Here is a 4,608-nt window from a genome sequence, read left to right on the forward strand (position 1 = left end):
CAGCCTGGATCAGGTTGCTTTTCGTCTGGATCCTCTGCCGTCTCTACAACGTCGGCAATCCGACGACGCCGTACAGCGCAACAGCTGATCGCCGCGTAGCCGCATAATCGAGGAATTCACGGGCGACTAGCCGAGCTCCCCCGTAGCTTGGCAGAGCCGCAAGAAGCTGAAGACGCCCCCGCCAGATCTATCGACGAGGCCCATGATCTCCACGGAAGTCATCGCCCGGGATGCAGGGCTCCATCGCGTTGGCGCCAAAGGTCCGCGAAGTGAGCCAAACGGCATCCACCTGGCCCGGGCGCGTCCCGTCGCTTTCGCAATCGCGGCCGACTGATTGCGCCGAGACCTCCTTCGATCTGAGCTCTTGGAGCTCGCATGGAAAAGGCCGGCCCCGGGGCCGACCCTTTCTGTGGACGTGTGAAAAGCTGGGCGGCCTGATCGCGTCAGGCCGCGGCCCTGGTTTGGTCCTGGCTGTCCGCCGCTATCTTGAAATGTTCCACGAGGTCGGTGAGCCTGATCGCGTCGGTCCGCAGGGCGTGGGCGGCGGCCGTGCTTTGCTCGACCATGGCGGCGTTCTGCTGGGTCACCTGGTCGAGGTTCGTCACGCCGAGATTGATTTCCCCCAGGCCGGTGGCCTGCTCGACCGTTCCGCGGGCGATATTGGTTACCAGCTCGGAGATGTGGCTGACGCGTTCCACGATGGAACTGAGCGCCTCGCCCGCCTTGCCGACCAGCGTCACGCCCTCCTCGACCTGAAGCGAGGAGCCGGAGATCAGGGACTTGATCTCCTTGGCTGCGTCGGAGGACCTCTGGGCCAGGGCACGGACTTCGGAGGCGACGACGGCAAAGCCCTTGCCGGCCTCGCCGGCCCGTGCGGCCTCGACCCCGGCGTTCAGCGCCAACAGGTTTGTCTGAAACGCGATGTCGTCGATGACACCGATGATCTGCGAGATCTGTTCGGAGGATTTCTCGATCTCGGTCATTGCGGACACGGCGGATTGAACAACCGCCCCGGATTGTTCGGCATGGGTCTTGGCGTCGGTCACGATCCCTTCCACTTCCCGCGCACCGTCGGCGGCCGACTTGACCGATTGGGTGAGCTCGTCAGTGGCCGCTGCCGTTTCTTCCAGCGTTGCAGCCTGGTTTTCCGTGCGCCGCGACAGGTCGTCGGAGGCGCGCGAGATATCTTCGGCCCCGGCCCGGATGTTCGAGGCGCTGGCATGGACGTTCGTGACAGTGTCGTTGAGCGTCTGGCTCGCGCGATTGAAGTCGGTGCGCAGCTCTTCGTAATCGGAGGCGAAGGCTGTTCGGATCCTGTGGGTCAAGTCACCGTCGGCGAGGGCACCCAGACCGCGCCGCAGACGGTCCACGACCCTCTCTTGCGTTGCCTGCGCTTCCTGCTGACGGATCTCCGCAGCGCGGGCCTCGATCAGTTTGGCGCGGAGCGTGTCGAGACTGCGTGCGATCCCGCCGATCTCGTCGCGCCGCCGAACAAGCGGTATTTCGTCATCATACTGCCCTTCGGCGACTTGGATCATGCCCGCACCGACCTTTTTCAGCGGCACCGCAAGCATCTGGCGCAGGATCAGCAGGGAAAGGCCCAGAAGCACGAGGAACATGCCCACCACCACGCCTTGTTGTGTGCGTCGATCAGCCCGGAATTCCGCGAGATCGGCCTCCGGCGACCAGATCGCGGACAGCGATCCGACCACGCCATTGTCCGATCCGAATCGCACCGGGACAGATATCCAGAACCCGTCACCTGTGGTCTGGACCGAGCCAGTGGCGCGTGCGGCGTCAGCAAGCGTGGACAGGTCGTCGATCTCGCCCTCTCGGGTTCCGCCGAACCGGGAGACCAGGTTGCCCTCGGCATCGTGAACCGCCGCAAATAGCATGCTGTGATCCGCACGTTCAGTATAGGAGGTCAGCGTCTCATCGACCTGGTCAACCTTGGCGAAGCGGATGGCTCCGCCAAGGTTGAGAGCGGTCCCCGACGTCATTTCCAGCGCCAGTCTTTCCAATCCGAGCCGAGCGATATTGTCTGCGTGTCGCTCGTAAAAGACAAACAACAACGCTGCTACGATGATGGTGATCGCCGCTGTAAGCGCGGCACATCTGACGAAAAGGGACGAGGCGGCGGAGCCGATGGCAGTGCCGATGCCGGAAATTTTCATGGGAACACCTCTTCAGGGTCGATTTCGAGCGATCACAAAAGGGATTCGGCGTCGATTCCGATGGTTACCGCGCCCACAGGCTCGCCGGTGGCCGGGTCGGCGAGGGTGAAGGATGCTTGCCCCTGGTACCGCTGGCTCGATTCGTCGAACTCGATGTCGCTGAAATGGAACGCTCCTGCGCCCCGGCCGTAGGTCTCCTGATGCTTGGCCTCATCGCCCTGCCAGAAGTCGGAGGTGACGTGGGAGACCACGACGTTCATGCCCATCGCGTCCATCACGATGACCTCGGTGATGACCCCTTCCGACGCTTCCACCCGTGCGCGGAGCATGTCGGCCACGGGCCCTTGCAGGACGGGGTCGATGGTGGGGGTGGAGACCGATCCGACCTCTGCCTGCCAGGCCGCGTCCATGGCGTCGATCTCGGCCTGGGGCAGGCCCGCGTGGGTCGCGTTCGCGGCGGCGACGGCGTCGAGGACGACGGCGGATTCGGCCCAGCTCAACACTTGCGATTCGACGTAGCTTTTCATCGCGTCGTCATAATCGCTGGCCATGGCCGGGAGGGTCCCTGCAAGCAGGATGAGAGGGGCGAGGGTTTTGCGGAGCATGCGATGTCCTTTCGAAGTGACCGATCCGACGCGCAGTATTGCGCGGGTTGCAGAGCGGTCACCGATAGTGGCGAATCGCTTCAGTACCGTTAAAGGGAGCAATTTTCCGAATGCCCCCGCTGGCGCACCTCGGCCTGCGTCTTGAACGGCCCTGCGGCTCGGTCTAGAGACGGTTGAAGGTCCCTTAGCTCAACTGGATAGAGCAGCTGACTTCTAATCAGCAGGTTCGGGGTTCGAGTCCTCGAGGGATCGCCATCCGCGCACTCATGCCAATGGGGCATAAGAGTGCGCAAAATGGCAGTCTTACTTGCGCACCTCCGTCAAGAGAATTCTCGGGCCTTCCTGGGGTATTTCTTGTCGATCGGATATTATTTGATTATTTGGCGATCAGGCAAAGCTCGAAAGCACAAGCGACCGAGCGCCGTTGAGGACTACACGATACACGCCCAAGCTTGGCAAGCATCCAGCGCTGGTCTCGGCAACCGGATCCGGGCTACGCCTCCGTTGCGCAGTGCACGAACACAAGCGAAGCGCTCGAGGCTTCCTCGAGCGGTTCGTCAAGGTAGGATACGCGACGGCGGGCCCAAGGTCGACATTCAATCTGCCCGCAGCGGTTATCGGTCCCAGCCCAGAACTGACATTCCCTTTATTGAAGGCTGGCGTTGCGCAGAGTAAGAGCGCTTGACCTCTCCGGGAGACATCCATGGACCAGTCCGATCAAGAACTCGATCGACTTAACGCGCTGCTGCATGCGCTGCCCGCTGAGAACATGCCGATGACGCTCGGCGAACTCAATGGCTACATAGTCGGCGTTCTTGCCTGCCCGGAGATGATCCCGCCCTCGGAATGGCTGCCTCATGTTTGGGGTGAGACGGGAGAAGCGGAATTTCCCGATCAACAATCCGCCGAGGAGACCGTTGGTGCGGTGATGGCGCATTACAACTCGGTCGTTGAGGCGATAAACGGCTCGCTTTGGGTCGAACCGATCTACGAGGTTGATCCCAACAGTGAAGAAGTCATGTGGGAGCCTTGGGTCGATGGCTTCACGCGTGCCATGCGGCTGCGACCGGACGCTTGGAGCCGACTGCTCGACCAGGCCGACGGAGAGACGCAGGCAACGATGATCTACCTGATGGCGCTTCGGGATACCTACACCGGCCAGAGCAAGTTCACAGATGAAGAGATCGATGAAATCGACCTTGAAGCTCCGGATCTGATCCCGAATTGCGTCGCCACGATACTCCATCAGTCCCGGCCCGAGCTTTCCTGGCGGAAGCCCGCGAATCTCCCAGCCATGCCGTTCAATGCCGGTTCTTCTCGGCCAGGGCGGAACGATCCATAAGCCTGTGGGTCGGGGCGCAAATACAAGAAATGCTGCGGCCGACACTGAGCGGGATCGCATGGGCTACTCTCGGCCCAGAGGCGTCATTCAATGACGACAGGTCCAAGCTAGATTTGCTTTCGTAGAGCCAACCTTCGACCTATCGTTCGCAATCGCGCATGAAAGGTGGCACGATGGTGGCGCTTCAAGAAGCAATAGTGAAAAAATTCCTCCAGATCCGGGAGAATGATGCGACATTCAATCAATCGAAGACCGCCAACCTTGAAGCGCACGTAAGGTATTCAGTCCCGGCATCTGGTGGATCGGGCCGAGGATGAATCGATCTGGCTCTGACGTCCAGATTTTGCAGATGTATTCGTCAGGCGTGAGGCCGTTCAGGGTCTTCAGCCTTCGCGCGAAGTTGTACGCTGCGAGGAAGTCGGCGAGGTGCGTCCGCAACTGGCCGTGGCTGTCGTAGTGGTAGCGTTTGACCGTGGCGTCCTTGATC

The 4,608-nt window shown here is 61.4% G+C and carries 3 protein-coding genes, 1 tRNA gene and 2 pseudogenes; 3 read left to right on the plus strand and 3 right to left on the minus strand.

Annotated elements, in window-relative coordinates:
- Nucleotides 1–443 precede the first annotated feature (443 nt).
- Both ROA7023_RS22885 and ROA7023_RS22890 read right to left on the minus strand, forming a co-directional pair.
- Nucleotides 444–2,174 (minus strand): methyl-accepting chemotaxis protein, encoded by a 1,731-nt coding sequence (locus ROA7023_RS22885; protein WP_085881272.1) that lies wholly within the window; start codon nucleotides 2,172–2,174, stop codon nucleotides 444–446.
- A gap of 32 nt (nucleotides 2,175–2,206) precedes the next feature.
- The gene (locus tag ROA7023_RS22890) at nucleotides 2,207–2,779 is read right to left on the minus strand and encodes a hypothetical protein (protein WP_085881273.1); all 573 of its coding nucleotides are present in this window, start codon (nucleotides 2,777–2,779) and stop codon (nucleotides 2,207–2,209) included.
- Between the two features lie 178 nt (nucleotides 2,780–2,957).
- On the opposite strand from ROA7023_RS22890, the gene ROA7023_RS22895 reads away from it, so the two are divergent.
- From ROA7023_RS22895 to ROA7023_RS25780, 3 genes and pseudogenes are all read left to right on the plus strand, one after another.
- A tRNA-Arg gene (locus ROA7023_RS22895) sits at nucleotides 2,958–3,034 on the plus strand.
- Nucleotides 3,035–3,482: 448 nt separating this feature from the next.
- A complete protein-coding gene (locus ROA7023_RS22900; protein WP_085881274.1) occupies nucleotides 3,483–4,121 on the plus strand; it encodes a UPF0149 family protein in 639 nt (212 codons plus the stop codon).
- A gap of 3 nt (nucleotides 4,122–4,124) precedes the next feature.
- Nucleotides 4,125–4,169, plus strand: a pseudogene (locus tag ROA7023_RS25780) (SEC-C metal-binding domain-containing protein); the annotation flags it as partial.
- 189 nt (nucleotides 4,170–4,358) lie between these two features.
- Here the strand turns inward: ROA7023_RS25780 and ROA7023_RS22910 are convergent.
- Nucleotides 4,359–4,608 (minus strand): annotated as a pseudogene (locus ROA7023_RS22910) (hypothetical protein); the annotation flags it as partial.

Origin of the sequence: Roseisalinus antarcticus (assembly GCF_900172355.1) — a bacterium.
Classification (GTDB): Bacteria; Pseudomonadota; Alphaproteobacteria; order Rhodobacterales; family Rhodobacteraceae; genus Oceanicola; species Oceanicola antarcticus_A.